Here is a 17,336-nt window from a genome sequence, read left to right on the forward strand (position 1 = left end):
TTTATTAAAGATTGGCAAAGATAGACTCTTCGAAAATTTCAATAGATAACTGTTTCTAATTGCAGTCTGTATCGACTGTGCTCTTTCAGTAAAACACACGGACAAAAAAATTATGGGAAATGCCATTATCAGAAAGTGGAGTAACCAGACGTATCCAGGTTTTGAAGAGTTTAAGAGTTATGTAGAGTCGTGCGACATTGTCTCGTACAAGAATGACGAAGTTCATCGCAACGATGACGACAGTTGCATCTGGTTTAGGGATGCCTCTGATGGCCGTGACCAAGCAGACATGGAATATATTTTAAATGTGCCTAAATTTCGTCACTTTTTCAATTTAATGCCCGCTGGCACTGATCCCGCCATTGCTTTCTGTCAGTTAATGGCGCTTAGATACAAATCGAAATTAAATCTGTCAGACGAATCAGGAACCTATTTAATTCGTTTTCATGTTTGGAATACGATTTATGCGCATAAAAATGAGGCGCAGTTGAGCCAGCAGGTTACTTATGACTTTTCAGCGAGTAATAAAGATTACAGTAATATGATTATTTGTTTGTGACGTAAATTTCAACAGATTTTTGCCAGTGTTCATATTCGTTGAATGTTCACGAGCATGAACATTGGCTTTTTAGTTTAGGAGCCTCTGATTAACCTCAAGATCACTCAGGCCAAGGAGTTTTTTTCTGATTAAGGCGTGCTTTTGAAGGTCTAACGGGTTAAATCGAAAAAGCACAACGCAGAGCAGGAAAAAACTGGCAGGCTCCCAAGGACGTGATCTCAAACGCACATTTGCGGCGTTGCCGTTTTTATTAAGGACTCAGGCCATTAATTACAAACGGAGCCTTGCAACTGCACGTTTGAGACCACGCTGAGTAATTTTGAGGTTAATCAGAGGCTCCTTTAGTTATAATGCTGTTTGTTACCAATTAGTTTCCCTGTAATCTTTGAAAAATTTGCCATAAGCTGGTGACTTATTGTCTTCTAAGACATCAAATATGGGTGCCAGAATTCTTGCTGCACCATCGATACAATCTAAGGGTGGTACTTTGCCTGATATTCTGGATCGAACCTTTATGGGTAATGGGTTTTCTTCGGTTACCCAGCCGGTATCCACGCTGTTCATATAAATTTTGTCATCAGAATAATCCGACGCCGAAGTTCTCGTCATCATATTCAAAGAGGCTTTTGACATATTAGTATGAGGGTGGCGATGAGTTTTATTTTTACGATTAAATTGTCCTTCCATTGAAGATACATTGATAATAAATTTTTCTGTATGAGTGCTCTTCTTTAATAGCGGCTTTAATCGGCTGTTAATGATAAATGGTGCAATTGCATTTATAACCTGAGTTTCTACCAGTTCGAGTGTTTCTACGGATTCTAACGTGTCAGTCCAGCTGTTGGTTGCACGGGTGTCAACGGGTTCGTTAAATTCATCACAATTGTAATTCCGGGTTGGTAAATTTTTCGAATGCGTATCGTCGTTAATGTGTATCAATCTTAGCTTTTCTGCCTCAAGAGATGTGTCTCGAAATTTACCTAATAGCTGTGTTTGTTGTTTTTCCAATGGGCGCTGTTCCTGGTGTGACAGGTATTCGAAATATTCTGGATGCTTTTTTATTGTTTGTGCTGCGTTATTAATGATAATGTCCAGGGCTTGATAGTGATCTAGCAAATAGGTTGTAAATGCTTCGATCAAAGGGACATGTCTCAGGTCCAAGCCGTAAATTATGAGCCGATTTTGCCAAACGTGAAAGTCCGCTTCTTGTGAAAATCTGTATGCAGCGTCTTTTTCGAACCGGGTTGTTACAATTACTTGTGCACCAGCTCTTAAGAGTTTTAACGAGGTTTCATAACCAATTTTAATTCGTCCGCCAGTGACGAGTGCAATTTTACCTTCTAGGTTTCCTGTTTGATTTCTATGTTTATAATTCTCTGATGCACAAGTCGGGCACATTTGGTGATAGAAATGATGGACTTTGTTGTATTTCTCTTTACATACGTAGCAGCGGCGTGACCGAAACAAGATTCGAGCATCTTCGTGGGGTAACTGTAAAGAACTATTGATTGATAACATTCTGCCGCAATTCAGAAAGTAAGGCTCTGCTTGGCAGCGTTCGGTCGATTCAATCAGTAATTTGTCGTGCATAATTTGGCGTTGTTTACGGGTAAAGTTCATCGTTTTTATTTCCCTATTGGCGCGCTTCATCAAGGATTTTTTGTATCTTTTCGAAGTGTGACCCTTTCCAATAAATTTGTTTACAATCGGAGCATTGTTTGAATTCAGTGAAGCGGTCAAATATATCTTCTGGCAACATTGCTCTCACCGAAGACTTTTGTATTTGATGAATGGTGCCATTACATTTTACGCACCGTGTGAAGGGTTTGAATTCGTCTCTCAGTTGGTAGTGATCGACGATCTCTTTAAATTGCGCTTGCGGCAATTGATTGCGAATCCAGCGTGCGTATTTAATGTTTCCACGCTTGAGTAAGCCGATGTCGCGAGTGAGTAATAGGTAATCCTGGTTCGATGAAATTTCCGCAAGTAACTCGTCCCCTAGATCTCGGTCGTTATGTAGACAATTAAAACCTGCTAACCGTAAATAACGTGCTAGGCCTTTTAAGTGCACATCAAGCAAAAAAGTTAGTTCTCCAGAAGGCTTATATGGCATAGAAATGGACGCGTCTTTGTGCGGGTTAGGGTATACCTCAACTCGATCACCGTTCTGCAATTGGTGACCGAATTCAACCCATTGATTATTAATTGTTATCGCCCCAATTTCTGGATGAGGAATGCCACAGGCCTCTATGGTGTCTTTGATGGAGGGGCGATCGTCAAAGCGATAAACTAATTCACTGATTTCCGAGTTATTGTTTAAAAAATTATTGCAGTTACCGTGAAACCTCAGTGTTGCTTGATAGAGTTTTTCATGCAGCGATATATGGTTGGATAGGTAGCCAGGCCATAACTGATGAAGTAGCTTTTTGGCTTGAATTTGGTTCATCGAGCCTAAATCGGCTAACTTTTTAACCCAGTTTACATAGTTGGCTAGCACGAGTTCCTGAGTAACAGGTATTGTTCTTATGCCATGATTTATTGAGGTTTTTTGGAAATCATGGTCGTCTTTATAGCCGTAGAATTGACCTAATAAATTCCGAGCGTGAGTGGTTTTTATTGCGCCGAAGGGCCAGTGAGCAACAAGAGTTTTGGTTTGTTGTTTAAAAACTTTTTTGGAAAGATAAAAAGGCATAACACAAGTTCTCATATTTCATCGTTGCAATTGAGATTTGTCCCACTCTGAATCAATTGCTCATTAAAATATGCGACTGTGTATTTAAGTATGATTCTAACTGCTAATAACAGACTACAGAATCGAAAGCCTAATGGTCGATTGACCTTTTCTTGTGGGAAGAAGGGCGAGCAGGCAGCCCAGATACAAGAAATTTATCATTGTGTGGCTGAGCTGTAAAGCAGATTTGTCGAGTGTGTTTCGAGCAGGCGATATTCGGCGTATTACTATTGGGTCAAATACTTAATACCTTTCTCTAACCCTGACAATGTTAACTCGTACATCTTATTTTCGATTAGGTCTTGGGTTAGTTGAATGGAAGTCGAATAGTCCCAAAATCGTTTTGGTGTTGGGTTTAGCCAAATAACTTTTTCGAATGTTTCTGTGAGACGTTGCATCCATACACTGCCAGCTTCTTCGTTGTTGTATTCAACGCTGCCATAAGGCGATGTAATTTCGTAGGGAGCCATGGAGGCGTCGCCAACAAATATTACTTTGTAGTCTGAGGAATAGGTGTGCAATACATCGTAGAGCGGTGTGGTTTCGGCGTGCCTACGCTGATTGTTTTTCCAAACAAAATCGTAGATAAAATTGTGGAAATAAAAATATTCGATGTGTTTGAATTCGGTTTTACAAGCTGAGAAAAGTTCTTCACACACTTGAACATATGGATCCATCGAGCCACCGACGTCAAAAAATAACAGCACTTTTACGGCGTTGTGGCGTTCAGGCACCATTTTTAGATCGAGAAAACCGGCATTGTTGGCGGTGGAGCGAATGGTATCGTCTAGATCAAGTTCTTCGTCGGCGCCAGTTCTGGCAAATTTACGCAATTTGCGCAGGGCAACTTTAATGTTGCGGGTACCCAGTTCGACGGAATCGTCGAGATTTTTAAACTCTCGTTTTTCCCAAACTTTTACCGCGCGTTTATTTTTGCTTTCTCCACCAACACGAATACCTTCTGGGTTGTAGCCGTTGTTACCAAAAGGAGAGGTGCCTCCGGTGCCAATCCATTTGCTGCCGCCTTGGTGCCGTTCTTTCTGTTCTTGTAAGCGTTTTTTAAATTCGTCGATAAGTTTGTCCAATCCACCGAGCGATTCTATTTTTGCTTTTTCTTCGTCTGATAAGGTTTTTAGGAATTCTGCACGTGTCCAGTCGTCGGGAATGAGGGCATCAATAATATCGCCTAGATCTTCTAAGCCTTTAAAGTAAGTGCCAAAGGCTTTATCGAAACGATCAAAATATTTTTCGTCTTTAATAAGACAGATCCGAGCAAGCAAGTAAAAATCATCGATAGAGCCGAAAGCTAGATTATTTTCCATAGCTTCAATCAGAACCAACAGTTCTTTGAGTGAAACTGGAACTTTGGCTTGTCGTAAGTGGTAGAAAAAATTAACTAGCATAATGCTGCCTACGAAAAGTCGTCACTATGGGTTTTTACGGCGAATTTTTACGACGGGTCATGAACGCTAAGCGTTCCAGCAATTGAACGTCTTGCTCGTTTTTTAGCAGTGCTCCGTGCAAGGGTGGAATGGCTTGGCGGGCGTCGCTGTTTTGCAAGATATCGTCCGGTATGTCATCGGCCATGAGCAATTTTAACCAATCGACTAATTCAGATGTTGACGGTTTTTTCTTAAGGCCTGGAATTTTTCTGACATCAAAAAATACATCTAAGGCGTTGGCGACTAGATCTTTTTTTATTGTTGGGAAATGCACATCGATAATTTTTTGCATGGTTTCCCGGCTGGGAAAGCTAATGTAGTGGAAAAAACATCGGCGTAAAAATGCATCGGGAAGTTCTTTCTCGTTATTGCTGGTAATAATAACGATGGGACGGGTTTTGGCTTTGATGGTTTCTCCGGTTTCATAAACGAAGAATTCCATTTTATCGATTTCTACCAGTAAATCGTTGGGAAATTCTATGTCGGCTTTGTCGATTTCATCAATCAATAAAACCACTTGTTCATCAGCTTCAAAGGCTTCCCAAAGTTTGCCTTTTTTTATGTAGTTATTGATGTCGTGAACGCGTTCGTTACCGAGTTGAGAGTCTCTTAGTCGCGATACTGCATCGTATTCGTACAAGCCTTGTTGCGCTTTGGTGGTGGATTTTATATGCCACTGAATGAGGCGCAAATTTAAGCTGGCAGCAATTTGCTCGGCGAGCATGGTTTTACCGGTTCCGGGTTCACCTTTTACCAGTAATGGTCGTTGTAAACTGACAGAGGCGTTGACCGCCATGCTTAAATCATCGGTAGCGACGTAGTCGTTGGTTCCCTGGAATTTCATGGTAACGAACCCTAACTTTAACGGTTTCTGAACGATTGTGTTGGTGGTGTGAGCACCAAATTTATCGAGCAGTATTAAGAAATTCGCTCCAAATTGCCAGTGTCTTTTTTCGCTCACTGGCATAATCAATCATGGGGTTTGGGTAGCCCAGGGTTTCACAGCTTAAAGTACTTGGCTGGTGAATTTTTTTGTCATTAATTGAGGAAAGTTCGGGCACAAATTTTCTGACATAATTGCCCTGTGGGTCGAACTTTTCTGCCTGTCGATAGGGATTAAAAATACGAAAATAAGGTACGCTATCGGCGCCAACGGATGCACTCCACTGCCATCCACCGTTATTGCTGGCAAAATCACCGTCCATTAAATGCTGCATAAAATGGGCTTCGCCGAGTCGCCAATCGATGCGCAGTAATTTTGTGAGAAACGCGGCGGTAATCATGCGCACGCGATTGTGCATCCAACCGGTTTGCTTTAGTTGTCGCATGCCAGCATCAACGATTGGAAAACCGGTTTTTCCGTCGCACCAACGTTGAAAATTGGATTCGTTAACCTGCCATTGAAGATTATCGGCTACGGGTTTAAAACACAGTCCTTGGCTTAATCGAGGATTGGTTGCCATGAGGTGTCGGTAAAATTCTCGCCAAATTAATTCGGTTAGCCACTGTCGGTGAAAGGCTTCGTCACTGTTGGTTTCTATCAGTACTTGTATGCATTCACGAATACCAACAGCGCCAATGGTTAAATACGGTGACAATGTGCTGGTTGCGTTTATGGCGGGAAAATCACGAAGCTCTTTATAACTCTGTTCAGAGCGTTCAACAAATTTATGCAGTCGCGAATGAATGGATTTTGTGGTTACTTTCCATAAATCCGTTCTGTATTCGCCGCCAAATTGTGGAATTTCGTCGCTCTCAATGGTTAATTCAGATTGTTTTCTCGGCGACTTAAATACGGTAAGTATTTCTGGGTTTGCTCGCAATCGCCAAGCGTTGGAAAAAGGGGTAAACACTTGAAACATGCTGCCGGAGTTATTCAGAACACTGCCCGGAGGAAGAATAACGTCGCCGTTAAATCGATGGCTTGTGACGGATATTTTTTTCAGTTCTTGCTCGGTTTGGTCGTCACGTTTTTTTTCGTTCAATGGGTATTCATTGTTAAACCACAGATCGTGAATTGCATGCTTTTTGCAAAATTGAGCGAGCTTGCCTGGAATTTCGGTAAAATAATCCACCGCAATAATTTTTAACGGAATGTTTTTTTGCTTCAGTTCCTTGCTGAATTCTCGCAGTCTGTCGGCTATTAATCCCAATTTTACGGGACTGTCGTTGTGTTCTTGCCATTGTTTCTCACAGATAAAAAATACACCTACAACAGAGCCAGCTTTTGCGGCATTAAATAAGGCGGGATTATCGTTGAGACGTAAATCGTTGCGAAACCAAATAAGGTGTAACGGCGAGTGGCTCACTAGTGTTCCTAATGTTTTGTCTTTTATGTTTTACAGTGCTTATATTTGGTTTCGTAAACCCAACTCTAGCGGGTAGGGGTCCAAATAAATTTGCGAGCGAATGTAGTCGTTACCGTAGCGATCAACATAGTGTTTCAATAATGTTATGGGAACGCTTAAATGCACGGAGCCTTGGTGGTATTGGCGAATAACACTCAGTATGTCTTGGCGAATTTCACCTTCGACGGTGCGTTTTAAATAACCGAGAATATGTTGAAGTGTATTGACGTGATTTTTTCGCGTTGCGGGTTTGGCAACGGTTTGCATGAATAACGCAATGTATTGATCGCAGATGGACTTTTCGTCGAGACCATCGTGATTGGCAACCAGACGGCCGAGTGCTCGGTAACCTTTTTGTGAATGTGCCATGAGCGTGTATTTGTAGCGGCTATGGAAATCAATTAATGCACCGAGAGTCGGTTTTTGCTCAACGGTTTGTCGCCAATAATTTAAGGCGAATACGCGCAGAATAAAGTTTTCGCGAAGTGGTGGATCGTTTAATCGACCTTCTTCTTCCACGGGCAGTAATGGGTTTTTTTCCATAACGGCGTTGGCGAAAACACCGACACCTTTTCCTTCTTGCGGGTAACCAAAGCTCTTGCTGGTTGGATCGTTGTTATAGACTTTAACTTTAAACGCGCCGCAACTGGGTGAGTTCTTGATAAAAATGTAACCGCACAAATCGTTCAGGGTGCCAGCGGTTTCCTCGCTGTAGGCGTAGAGTTTGTCGGTGACGTCTAGGGTAGGGTCGTCTGTGCCGACTACTCGAGGCTGGTTAATGTCGCCGACTAAACGAATGGTTGGTCTAGGAACGCCCAAACCGATGGCCATTTCTGGGCAGTAAGGTTTGAAGTCAAAAATTTTGCCCAGTACGTCGGTACAGAAGCGAGAGCGTTTGTGGCCACCGTTGTAACGGACTTCTTGTCCCATTACACAGGCGCTGATGCCGACGGGAATGTTGTGCGGGTGATTTCGGTAAGGCAAGGCTACTCTTCCAATGGTTTTCTGACGGTTACGTATCAGTATAAGCCTTGGATCGCCACCAGATGAGTTTTCATTTGGTGGCTTGAGCGATTTTTACAGCAGTAATACTTGTTGGAAGCCGTGGATTATGGGCAATGATACATTTTGAACTGCTGATTGCCTTCAACGGGTTGTTCCAGTGGCACGATAACGTTGGCTCCCATTGAGGCCGCGTCATTGCGAGCTTGGGTGAGGAGTTCGGTTTCGACTTTATTTTTGTTGCGAGAGATGCCGGTAATTTTATCGATGCCGCTAACCGACAGTGTTCCCAACGATTTGCAATTGCCGACGCCAGTGGAGCGGCGAACATCCACGTTTTTACCGGCATCCGATAGCTTCACCCACGTACAGGCACTCAGACTTACCGCCAAGGCGACGGTGGTAAGGGTAATTATTTTCTTAAATGGCATAAAGTCACTCCCAAAAAACAGTTGGCTTTAGCTGGCTTGGTTGGCGCTAGCAAAAGCCATGCGATAAAGGCTTAATCCTACCGTGTTGACAGGTTAATTCGGAGTGTCTTTGATCATATTTGCCGCAGAAATTCATTAATTTCTTCTAATGCCTGATTGGCCTCAGGAAGAATGGGGGCGAAGCCTTGAAAGACGTGGGGCATATCTGGCCAACGAGACAGTTGTATGTGCTCGTTACCTTGGGCTTTTGCAGCTTCAACAAAATTGACTGAATCTTCCAGAAGAATTTCTCGCTCGCCCACTTGAACCAGTGTCGCAGGCAGGGATTTTAAATCGCCGTGAATGGGAGAGATCAGCGGGTTTTTAAGATCGCCTTGTTCTTGAACGTATTTAGCGACAATGTAAGGGAGTACTAACTCACTAATGATTGGGTCGTTGTCGCACGCGCTGCCAAAGCCTTTGCGCTCGTAATTGAGGTCGGTAGCAGGAGAGAGCAATACACACGCATCGGGGAGGTTTTTGGGTTCTTCGGCGAGTGCGAGCATCGCTGCCAAGCTCAGATTACCACCGGCTGAGTCGCCGATTAAGAACACTTGCTCGGCGGGTTGTTCTCCCCTAGGGCTGTGATTTCTCAGCCATTGCAGGCCGTGAATAATGTCTTCCAGGCCGTTGGGAAATGGGAATTCTGGCGCGAGGCGATAGTTAATCGCCAGCACGGCACAGCCGCAGGCTTTGGCTAAGCGTGCGGTTAAGGGCCTGTGACTGATCGACGAGCCCGCCATCCAAGAGCCGCCGTGAACGTAGAGAATACGGCGGTTGATATCTGCGTTTTCGGCAATGACCCACTCGCAGGCAAGATCACCTACCACCGCCGGTTGAATGTCGGCGTCTACCGTCAGTATTTCGGGGCTGGCGGCAAAGTACATATCCAGTAGGGCGCGTTTGTGAATGGGATGATTTGCCGTGGTAGCAGATAGCTCGGCAATGGTGGTCATGTGAGAGATAACTCTATCAATGCTCATGGGTTGCCTCATTTGAGCGATGGGCTTGTCGGTTAGGATCCAGTCTAACCTAATCGGCTGAAGTCTCATTAAATCAATGACGAACGCTAAAAAGCGGCGTTTATTCGGGAGTTGCTTATTACGCCGTTGTTATTTCTTTGCTGGCATAACATGAACTGGACAGCACAAATCTAGAGGTTTTTGATCGATAATTCTAGAAAATTACCGCAAATGGTACAAAAGAAGGAATTTCCTCCTGAATACTTGGGCTCAGGTATCTGTGTGCTATGATAGCGCCCCTTTTTTAGGCCGGAGTCAATCTCGGGCCATTCTAACGAATTCAAGATAGATAAATCTTGAGCATACATTTAATGAGAGAATTGTTTTTCAATTTCGGAAAACATTGGCAATCATCTACGGTTTGGCGAAGTTTTTGAACTGCCAAATTTGTTTAAGTCGTGTAACGCAGAACTTAAGCATTATCCCGTTTGTTACCGCTATCGAGGTGAAACAGTATGGCTAACACGTCGCTCAATAAAGACAAAATTAAGTTTCTTTTGCTTGAAGGCGTGCATCAGTCCGCGATTGATACACTCAAAGAAGCCGGCTACTCCAACATCGAGTATCTGAAAACTTCTCTACCAGAAGACCAACTGATCGAAAAAATCAAAGACGCGCATTTTGTGGGTATTCGTTCCCGTACCCAGCTGACTCGTCGAGTATTTGAAAGCGCTGAAAAGTTGATCGCCGTGGGTTGTTTCTGTATCGGGACAAATCAGGTGGATTTAGACGCCGCTCAAGAGCACGGTGTGGTTGTGTTTAACGCGCCTTATTCAAACACCCGTTCGGTGGCTGAATTGGTGATTGCCGAAGCTATTTTGTTGTTGCGTCGAATTCCTGAGAAAAACTTCGAAACCCACCGCGGTGGTTGGGGTAAATCAGCAGCGGGTTCCTACGAAATTCGCGGCAAAACCTTAGGTATTATTGGTTACGGTTCAATTGGTACTCAAGTCAGTGTGCTGGCCGAAGGCTTGGGCATGAAAGTGTGTTTCTACGACGTGATCACCAAGTTGCCATTGGGTAACGCGACACAAATTCGCGATATGAACGAATTATTGGGTATGTCTGACATCGTCAGCTTGCACGTACCTGAATTGCCTGCAACCAAAGACATGATCGGCGAGAAAGAGCTTGCTGCCATGAAAAAAGGCGGCATTTTGTTGAATGCCTCACGCGGTACCGTGGTTGATATCGAAGCACTGGCGGCGGCGCTGGAATCGGGCCACCTTGCCGGTACAGCTATCGATGTGTTCCCGGTTGAACCGCGCGGTAACGGTGAAGAGTTTGTGTCTCCGTTGCGCGGTCACGACAACGCTATTTTGACACCGCACATTGGTGGTTCTACCCAAGAAGCTCAGGAAAACATCGGTACTGAAGTCGCTGAAAAGCTGGTCAAATACTCTGATAACGGAACCACAATTTCTTCTGTTAACTTCCCAGAGGTGGCGTTACCGTCACACACCGAGACCCACCGTTTGTTGCACGTTCACAACAACATTCCCGGTATTCTGTCGGAAATTAACCGAGTGTTCTCTGAAAATAACATCAACATTTGCGGCCAGTTCCTGCAAACAAAAGGCAACGTCGGCTATGTTGTGGTGGATATTGATGCAGAATACAGTGAAATTGCACTAGAGCGTTTGCGTCAAATTGAAGGTACAATAAGAGCGCGCGTGTTGTTCTAATGCAGTCGCATGCGCTACGTAATGTGGCGCATGCAGATTATATGTGTTGCCTGTCTTTTTATTAGCGTTCGCTAATTTCTCTTGAAGGTTCATTGAGCTTAGGTTTGTTACTGATACTTAAGCTGTCGGTTTTATCCCCTTCGGTATGGTCGAGTTTGACAACACTGTAGGCGAGGTCTTTTGCCAGCCACACGGTGGTTTTGCGTTTACCGTTATCTTCTTCTTTGATCAGTTTGACCGCGTCGAATTCTCCCACCTCGGTTTTAACTCGCTCATCTTCTAAGCGGGTAAAATAATAATCTCTCACGCCTTTTTTCTTGGCAATAGGGTAATGAAATTGAGTGGTATTGGGATCGCAGGCAACGTCGAGTTGCAAGCGCAATTGATAATTCAGCGAGTCGTAGAGTTCGTCTTCAAAATTTAAGGTTCGATCGCCTTTGGCGGTTTCGCTGAGGTAGGAATGATTTTGATGATCGACGGTAATTTCGAGATCTTTGCTTTGGCCTAAGCCGCTGCGTTTGTGCTCAAAATGATGAAGCTTCCAACTGGGCATCATAAATACGCTGGTTTCTTCAATGCTTAAAAATAACCACTGGGCTTTTGAGTGCATTTGCCACAAGCCACTTTGGGTGGACGAAATACGTCGATTAGATTGAACTGAAACTGAACGAATTTGCGCGTCGTACTCAAAATTAACGCCGTCTACCTGGTGCAAAATATCGGCTTCACACAGTTCTCGACTTTTCACACGTTCAGTTTGCGCAATAATTTCGAGGTTACTGGGCGCAATTATTTCATCGGATTCGGTAGTTGCGTCGAGTGCGTTGGTTTGCGGTTTGGCAACGGTAATTAATTCGTCCGGTGTTTTGGCTATGGGTTGTTTAGAAGGAACACTGGCGTGTGCGGTAATCATGGGAACTGCCGAGACTACCAAAGGCAACAGTGCTTGTGAAAAAAAACGCGTGGATATCACAATGAATTTCCCGTGAGTAAATGACGCTAAATGGCTATTTCATTTTAGTTGGAAAACTTGGCCCGAGTGTATCGTTAATCAGAGGTTCATTAAGTAAACGTTCTTATAACGAACAAAACACGGTTTATGCCAGATTTTCTGAATCTAATATACTCTAAATCGGTTCTTTGATTTTGATATGGAAAAAAAGTTTACACCGCACCTAATTCATTGCTGATTATTGTCATGACTTGATTGCGGTAATAGTCCGATTCGTTGACTAAATTATGGCGGGCGTCGGCAATTAAATGTTTTTTAAGATTTGGTAACCGCGCTTCCGCTGTGGGTAAGTTGTAATGCCAGTCTACGGTTTCGTCTTTGTCACCTTGAACAAATGCCAGTGGACAATCGATGGCAGAGAACTGTGAGAAACGAATCACCCATTGGCGCAGTGCGTATAACCACTGCATCGAGGCTTTATTAAATTGCATCGGATCATTGCGTAAAAATTCACAGAAATTGTCATCGTGACTGCCGAGCTGGCGCATGTCTCGCGGAAAATATTTCAACCACGGGTAAACCAATTTGTGAGCATTAGCGGCTAAGTGCCAATTTTTAATTCGAATTAACGGTGCTAATAAAATGGTGTTTGTAAAATCATTTTCTGGATGGGTAAATAAATAATCAAACAGAACTGCACCGCCGGTACTTTGACCGATCGAGAAATAGGGTTTGGGCAAATGAATTTTACATTCATTGATTAAATCTTCGAACACGCGTGTGTAACGGGTGAACGAATCGATCACGACTCTTTCCCCGGTGCTGAGTCCGTGACCGGGCTCGTCGTAAGCCACCACGTTAAAGCCAAGCTTCAAGCAATGACGTATCAGGTGATGATACAAACCGGTGTGATCCCAATAGCCGTGGACAATAAATACGGTGCCTTTGTTTTCCTGACGCAACCAAATCTGCACAGCAACATCGAAGCCCTGGGATTGAATTGTTGTATATAAATGATCTATACGATTATTTGCAGTATCTTCAAAATGAAGATTGTAGAAATCCAGATATTGATTGAGAAGTTTCTGATCTCCCGCAGGCGCGGAATTACCATTGATTAACTGTGGTAACGCATCTTTCAAAGCGGGCCACTGCGTTGGAAGGCTGGAAAATGGATGTTCACTCATTATTATCTTTAGGAGCCTTTAATTATCAAACCAGAAACGTTGATCAAAACTGTGTGATGGTTGCAACGCTAGCGGAATTAGAGGGAGACTTCAATCACCTGCGCGTCTGTGCAGAGATTTAAAAAGTCTTTTCAGCGATGGGTGAAAGACGGAGGTGGCGACCCTAAGGGCTCGGCGTATTTTTCCCGTAACTAGTGTTGCAGCTCGTTCATTTGGAACAACCAAATCACACTCGCTGTGCCTAAAATACGAAAAAAATACGCTCCAGCAGGTGTGATTAAATGAGTGTGAACAGGCCCTAGAATCTACTGAATTCAGAGGGTGCTATTCTCTGAGTTTAAAGCGCACCACCAACTTGAATTGATACTGGTCGTCCTCTAACAGAGATTGAGGCGGCTTAGGAAACGGCGATATTTTTTTAACGGCTCGGGCTGCTTCGCGATCTAGCAATCGATAACCGGATTTTTGCGAGACCGCGGTATCAACCAATTCCCCGTCGGCAGCTACGGCGATTTCTAACCCCACATTACCTTCTCTTCCAGCGCGCAATGCTTGCACGGGATATTGCACGTTCTTATAAATGGCGCTGATGACTTGTGAGTAATACCGTTGTCCGGCGAGTAGGTCTTCTGCCGAGAGTACCTCGGTGGGCTCTTCAGCATCGGATATTGAGGTTGCTGGTGACAGCGAAGCAACCTGCAATGCGTCGCTTGTAGGGCTCTCTGATGTGTTGTCGTTGCCTGGTTCAAACGGTGAACTGACCGCGTCCTGTTCGGGCGCCGGTGTAAACGTAGCGGTGACAGAAGTTGCCTCGGCAATTTCTTCTTCAACGGTCTCTTCAACAGTTGCCGCGGGTGTTGGTTCGGCTGTGGTTTCAGCTACCGCAGGAGCTTCCACCTCTGGCTCAGGTTCTGTTGAAGCGATTTCCGTTTCAGCTGCAACGCTAGGTGCTTCACTGACCTGTTGCTGCTGGCTCGACTGTGGGGGCGCTTCCGATTCTGGCTCTTTGGTTGTAGCCGCGGCAACTGCTGTCTCAGCAACGGTTTCGGCTTCTGGTAGAGCTTCTGCAGTTGATTCTGGTGTTTCTGGCGGTGCCAACCAATTATTGGTGATTTGTTGGATGCGTCCTTCTGGCGGAGACAGAGCTTGGAACCGGCTTTGCAATTGGGGATCGATATCGCCACTGGCTAGCAGCTGCTCTTTAAATTGCGTGGAAGGGGGTACTTCTCCAATCCAGGTTTGAAGCAAAAGTTCAAACAACCCGTCTGACTCTAATTCGCCCAATGACAAATCATTGAGTTCCAAGGCGACACCGACATCTGTTCGCGTGAGCCTTAATTTATCGCCAGTAACGAGACGACCTTTGATGAGATTGGTCAGACTGACTAGATCTTCGGCGTATTTTTCAAATAAGGTGTAATCGGCATTAATGGCCACGGATTCGGCCCACAGCCTACCCATGCTTCTGCGGCTAATGCTGCGATCAACCACCAAAAACTCCATACTCGCTGAATTGCTCTGGAGAAAGACTGAATTGGCATTGTTTGTGGGGGTATCCACATAAAGCGCTGCGATGTATTTTTCTTTGCCAAACGTATTAAGTACTGCCATACCGTTGAGTGCAGCGTAGGTTGAGTGGCTGAAAAGTAAAACGTGTATTCCTAATAGTGGCAGTAGGAATGTTTTACTGCGAGGCTTTATTAATCCCCTCCAAAAGTGCTTATGATCCATACAACTTCCCATTGATACTGTGTTTTACCAGTTTTATAAGGTGTTAACGTGATCTTCTCTCATGCCATGTTTGCTTGCATTGAAAATGGCGTGCGGTCTTTTAAAACCCTTTCAAGCTTCGCACATTGACTTGATAGATTTATGTAGAGGAGGAATAAATCTAGTATGGAATTATTATCGTGAGTCTTTGTGAATGGTAATTATGTAATAAATTTAGTTTTGCTTATAGTGTTTCGAAACTAAAAGTTACGAATTTTTTTGAATATTAACCGTAAGACTTTCGTTGAATGGTTGGTCAATAGTTGGTGGGGAAGGAAATCTTCAGAGAGCGCAGCCTTATCTTTGGATTAATAAACTGGTGCCAAAACTTAATCAGCAATCAATTAAACGGTAAGTGCAGAGTACCCTGAATTTAATCATTTAAATTTTTCAGTCAGTTATTGGTAATGCGCAGGTAATTTCGGTTTGAGTGATGTGTCTTTTAAAGCGTCATTTTTTTAGGGGCCGCACGCACAAATAAATACAATCAAAAAAGCAGTTAAATGAGCGTGGGCAAATCCCAGTGACGATATTTGTTCAGATTTATTTTGGTAAAAACCGGCAAAACTTGTCTGAGCAGTTATTTAATTCATAAGAATTAATCGCTCGCTACCTGAAAACGCAAAATGACTTTAAATTGATACAAATCGTCTTCGAGTAGGATTTCCGGTGGAGGAGGGAAGGGCGCGCTGCGTTTAACGGCTCGGGTTGCCTCGCGATCAAAGGTGCGATACTGAGATTTTTCCGAGACGACGGTGTCGACCACTTGACCACTGGCATCCAGCGAAATGTCTAATGCGACATTTCCCTCGCGACCAGCGCGTAGGGCTAAATTAGGATAGACAACACTGCGATAAATTTTTCGTTTTACTCGCGTGTAGTATTTTTGTCCTTCCAATAATTCTTCTACCGACAATTGATTATCGACATCGACAGATTCTTCGCTTGGGGTTGATTCAGGAATTTGAGGTGGCGCTAGGGCAACCTGCAAAGGCGGAGTTTCTGCCTCTTCTTCAAGATTATTGGAAAAGAGCTCCGATACTTCTTCGTTTGCTGTGCTGTCTTCAACGGCGGCCAACTGCTCCGGAATTGCCTGAGCCAATTCATTATTCTGAGATTCCACATTCTCTTGGTTTTGTTCAGCGGCTAGCTCAACTGCTGGTTCTGGTGCGGGTGTTGTTTCTTCGATAACGGCTTGTTCGACATTTGTTTCTTCAGCATTTGTTTCTTCAACAACGGTTTGTTCGGCAATCTGGGCGATTTCTGTATTCGTCGGCTCTGGCGATGAGGCTGCAACAGCGGGTTCTGGATTTGACTGAATTACCGTCTGCGTTGATTCTTCGGTTATTGCTAATTGCTCGTTGTTTTCTATTTCAACAGGGGCTAACCAATTTGATGTAATTTGCTCTACGCGTCCGTCCGTTGGTTGCAATGCATTAAATCGGCTTAATAAATCGGAATTAATTTGTCCTGCCGCCAATAATTGTTCTCGAAATTTGGTTGATGGTGGCACTTCACCAATCCAGGTTTGCAGCAATAAATCGAACAAACCTTGGGATTCTATTTCTCCGAGCGCTACATCATTCAGTTCTAAAGCGATACCTTCGATAGTATTTTTAATTCGGAGTTTATCCCCCGTTACCAAACGCCCTTTAATTAAATTTGTCATTGCCGCCAATTCACTGGCGTGTTTTTCCAATTGCTCGTCGTCGGCGTTGATGGATACCGATTCAGCCCACAGCCGTGCCATCCCGCGTCGGCTGATACTGCGGTCAACGATTAAAAATTCCATGACCGCCGAGTCACTTTGCTGCATTGCTGATTCTGACTTGTCTGTCGGTGCATCTAGATACAGTGCTGCGATGTATTTGTCTTTACCGAAGGTATCGAAAACCGACATGCCGTTTAAGTCAGCGTGGCTTGAGTGAGAGAAAAATAACGAATGGAGACTGATGGTCAGAAAAAATGCTCCAAAGTTTGGATTTAGTGAGTGCTTCCAAGACTGTTTTAGTTTAAGACAACTTCCCATAGATAACATACTCTTCCGGTGTGTTGTGGATTTGTGCAGTTGTGTTCGCCATTTTTATTGTTGTATTGGCTTAATTATCTGTGCCTTGAGACTACTAAGTTCCGCGCTAGACTTGTCGGGCATGCTTAAAGAAAGCAGC

At 44.0% G+C, this 17,336-nt stretch carries 14 protein-coding genes; 2 read left to right on the top strand and 12 right to left on the bottom strand.

The features are described from left to right. Positions 1 to 112 precede the first annotated feature (112 nt). On the top strand, positions 113 to 559 hold the full coding sequence (locus LU361_RS19490) for a hypothetical protein (RefSeq protein WP_233090839.1): 447 nt from the start codon (positions 113 to 115) through the stop codon (positions 557 to 559). Positions 560 to 919: 360 nt separating this feature from the next. Here LU361_RS19490 and LU361_RS19495 read toward each other — a convergent pair whose 3' ends face one another. The 8 genes from LU361_RS19495 to LU361_RS19530 form a co-directional block, all read right to left on the bottom strand. Further along, on the bottom strand, positions 920 to 2,179 hold the full coding sequence (locus LU361_RS19495; RefSeq protein WP_233090840.1) for an SDR family NAD(P)-dependent oxidoreductase: 1,260 nt from the start codon (positions 2,177 to 2,179) through the stop codon (positions 920 to 922). A gap of 13 nt (positions 2,180 to 2,192) precedes the next feature. Then, positions 2,193 to 3,266 (bottom strand): Mut7-C ubiquitin/RNAse domain-containing protein, encoded by a 1,074-nt coding sequence (locus tag LU361_RS19500; protein ID WP_233090841.1) that lies wholly within the window; start codon positions 3,264 to 3,266, stop codon positions 2,193 to 2,195. A gap of 251 nt (positions 3,267 to 3,517) precedes the next feature. Beyond that, positions 3,518 to 4,693: a vWA domain-containing protein gene (locus LU361_RS19505; protein WP_233090842.1), complete on the bottom strand. Its 1,176-nt coding sequence runs from the start codon at positions 4,691 to 4,693 to the stop codon at positions 3,518 to 3,520. 34 nt (positions 4,694 to 4,727) lie between these two features. After that, positions 4,728 to 5,576, bottom strand: coding sequence for an AAA family ATPase (locus LU361_RS19510; RefSeq protein WP_233090843.1), 849 nt, complete (start codon positions 5,574 to 5,576; stop codon positions 4,728 to 4,730). Between the two features lie 61 nt (positions 5,577 to 5,637). After that, positions 5,638 to 7,041 (bottom strand): cryptochrome/photolyase family protein, encoded by a 1,404-nt coding sequence (locus tag LU361_RS20425; protein WP_233090844.1) that lies wholly within the window; start codon positions 7,039 to 7,041, stop codon positions 5,638 to 5,640. 39 nt (positions 7,042 to 7,080) lie between these two features. After that, positions 7,081 to 8,064 carry a YbgA family protein gene (locus tag LU361_RS19520; protein WP_233090845.1) on the bottom strand — a complete coding sequence of 328 codons (984 nt, stop codon included), beginning with the start codon at positions 8,062 to 8,064 and terminating at the stop codon, positions 7,081 to 7,083. Between the two features lie 125 nt (positions 8,065 to 8,189). Next, positions 8,190 to 8,513 carry a DUF4156 domain-containing protein gene (locus LU361_RS19525; RefSeq protein WP_233090846.1) on the bottom strand — a complete coding sequence of 108 codons (324 nt, stop codon included), beginning with the start codon at positions 8,511 to 8,513 and terminating at the stop codon, positions 8,190 to 8,192. Between the two features lie 113 nt (positions 8,514 to 8,626). Continuing rightward, on the bottom strand, positions 8,627 to 9,535 hold the full coding sequence (locus LU361_RS19530; protein ID WP_233090847.1) for an alpha/beta hydrolase: 909 nt from the start codon (positions 9,533 to 9,535) through the stop codon (positions 8,627 to 8,629). 494 nt (positions 9,536 to 10,029) lie between these two features. Here LU361_RS19530 and serA point away from each other — a divergent pair, with 494 nt between their 5' ends. Next, positions 10,030 to 11,259 carry a phosphoglycerate dehydrogenase gene (serA, locus tag LU361_RS19535; RefSeq protein ID WP_233090848.1) on the top strand — a complete coding sequence of 410 codons (1,230 nt, stop codon included), beginning with the start codon at positions 10,030 to 10,032 and terminating at the stop codon, positions 11,257 to 11,259. 61 nt (positions 11,260 to 11,320) lie between these two features. Here serA and LU361_RS20430 read toward each other — a convergent pair whose 3' ends face one another. From LU361_RS20430 to LU361_RS19555, 4 genes are all read right to left on the bottom strand, one after another. Then, entirely contained in the window at positions 11,321 to 12,232 is a 912-nt protein-coding gene (locus LU361_RS20430; RefSeq protein ID WP_233090849.1) for a DUF3108 domain-containing protein, read from the bottom strand. Positions 12,233 to 12,423: 191 nt separating this feature from the next. Next, on the bottom strand, positions 12,424 to 13,398 hold the full coding sequence (locus LU361_RS19545) for an alpha/beta hydrolase (protein WP_233090850.1): 975 nt from the start codon (positions 13,396 to 13,398) through the stop codon (positions 12,424 to 12,426). A 324-nt stretch (positions 13,399 to 13,722) separates the two neighbouring features. Next, positions 13,723 to 15,129: a TonB family protein gene (locus LU361_RS19550; RefSeq protein ID WP_233090851.1), complete on the bottom strand. Its 1,407-nt coding sequence runs from the start codon at positions 15,127 to 15,129 to the stop codon at positions 13,723 to 13,725. Positions 15,130 to 15,766: 637 nt separating this feature from the next. Continuing rightward, a complete protein-coding gene (locus LU361_RS19555; RefSeq protein WP_233090852.1) occupies positions 15,767 to 17,197 on the bottom strand; it encodes a TonB family protein in 1,431 nt (476 codons plus the stop codon). Positions 17,198 to 17,336 lie beyond the last annotated feature (139 nt).

Origin of the sequence: Sessilibacter corallicola (assembly GCF_021290925.1) — a bacterium.
Taxonomy (GTDB): domain Bacteria; phylum Pseudomonadota; class Gammaproteobacteria; order Pseudomonadales; family Cellvibrionaceae; genus Sessilibacter; species Sessilibacter corallicola.